Source organism: Streptosporangium nanhuense (genome assembly GCF_059358815.1).
On record NZ_JCADBG010000088.1, the window covers coordinates 1 to 1713 of the forward strand.

Below are 1713 nucleotides of genomic sequence, written 5' to 3' on the forward strand. Positions count from 1 at the left end.
GGATCTGGCAAGATTTTCGTGATGGGTGACAGTGAGTGTTCGTGATCATGCGAGCAGGACCCGTTTTCGTAGGAGGAGGAATCCGGCTCGGCCGAACATCTGCCGTTTGAGTGTCTTGATCCGGTTGACCTGGCCCTCCACTGCTGCGGAGCTCCAGGGCAGGCTCAAGCCTGCGGTGACCGCGGCGAGATCACGCTCGATTCCGTGGACGAATGAGTGCAGGCCAGGAAGGTCATCAGCCAGGACCGCGGCAAGCCAGCCGTGCAGTTGATCCGGGGCCAGGTCGGTGAGCATCCCGGCGAAGGCCCGCACATGCCCAGATACGGCTTGTAGTTCCGGACAACGCGCCAGCACGGTTTTGAGCTGCTGTTTCTCGATGTTGTTGAGCCCGTCGGGGTGCCGGGTGAGCCACGCGGTCACCTCGCGGGCGCTGGGCGGTGCCGGCTGTGCCGGAGTGCGCCCTTTGACCTGGCGAAAGCGCCGGAAGTAGGTGCACAGGCTGTTGTAGCTGCCCGGGTAGCCCATCTCGGTGATTTCGGCGTGGAGATGGACAAGGTTGGTGCAGCCCTCCCGCCACCGGCGGTGCAGATGCTCCTTGTAGGGATCCAACAGGTAATAGCGGCCCTGCCAGCGGTCGGCGACCAACTCCTGCCAGGTCGCGGCGCGCACCAGCTGGCATACTCGGCGCACGGTGATGCCCAGGTGGCGCGCGCTGGCCCGCAGGCTGTAGCCCTGCTCGCGCAGGATCTGCACCGCGGCGTGCTGGTCGCGGGTGCGGTCGGCGTAGCGGCCCTCGGGGTCGGCCGGTGCGACGATCTGTCCCGCCAGCCGCACCTGGGTAGCGGGAGTGGGCAGCAGGTCGGGGGTCGGCTCGTCGGGCTCTGGCAGGCAGCGCTGGTGCTGGCGGACGCAGCGCTCCACGGCCTGGGCGAGGTTGTGCCATAGGTGCCAGCGGTCGGCGACCTGTATCGCGGCGGGAGCCCCAGCGGTGGCGGCTTCGCCGTAGGCTTCGGCCCGGTCACGGCAGATGACCTCTACCCCGGGGTGTGTACTCAGCCAGGCGGCGAAGGTATCGCCCTGCCGATCCGGGAGCAGATCGACGGGTTTATGAGTGAGACAGTCGATCAAGACGGTTCCGTAGACCTGCCCGCGACGGAAGGCGAAGTCATCGACCCCCAGCACCCGCGGGGTGGACGCGACCGGGTCAGGTAACGCCATGACCAGCGACAACAGCGTCACCCGGCTGACCATCGCGGCCAGGGCAGCGGTGAGTCTCGCACCTGCGCGACCGGCCAGCGCCAGACCGGCGGCCCGCAATACCCCGAGCAGGCAGGGGGTGTAGCGAGCATAGCGGATGGTCAGGCCCTCGACCTGCTCGGCGAAAGTGCGGCGGCGGCAGTCGGGGCTGTCACAAAACAGACGCCGCACCGACAACTCGATGACCACCGGCTGCCCGCCGACGGCCGTGTCGGCCACCCTGCGTCGATAACGGCTATGGACCCGCCGGGACAAGGTCCGGCAGTCCGGGCAGGCAAGCGCCGTATTCGGATGGGTCCGGGCCGAGATCCATACCGTCCCGCCCACCCGGCGCACCTGTCCCACCAGCACCTTCTCCAGGTGCGGAAACAAGAGATACAGAAGGTCTTCACACAATGGCCACGATGCCACCGCAGTGACGTTCCGTCACCCCATCACGAAAATCTTGCCAGATCC

1 protein-coding gene is annotated in these 1713 nt (G+C 67.1%); it reads right to left on the minus strand.

Going from position 1 to position 1713, the window contains the following annotated elements; all coding sequences use genetic code 11:
* Window positions 1-45 precede the first annotated feature (45 nt).
* Entirely contained in the window at window positions 46-1668 is a 1623-nt protein-coding gene (locus AC5L38_RS44080) for an ISL3 family transposase (RefSeq protein WP_495248796.1), read from the minus strand.
* Window positions 1669-1713: the final 45 nt, after the last annotated feature.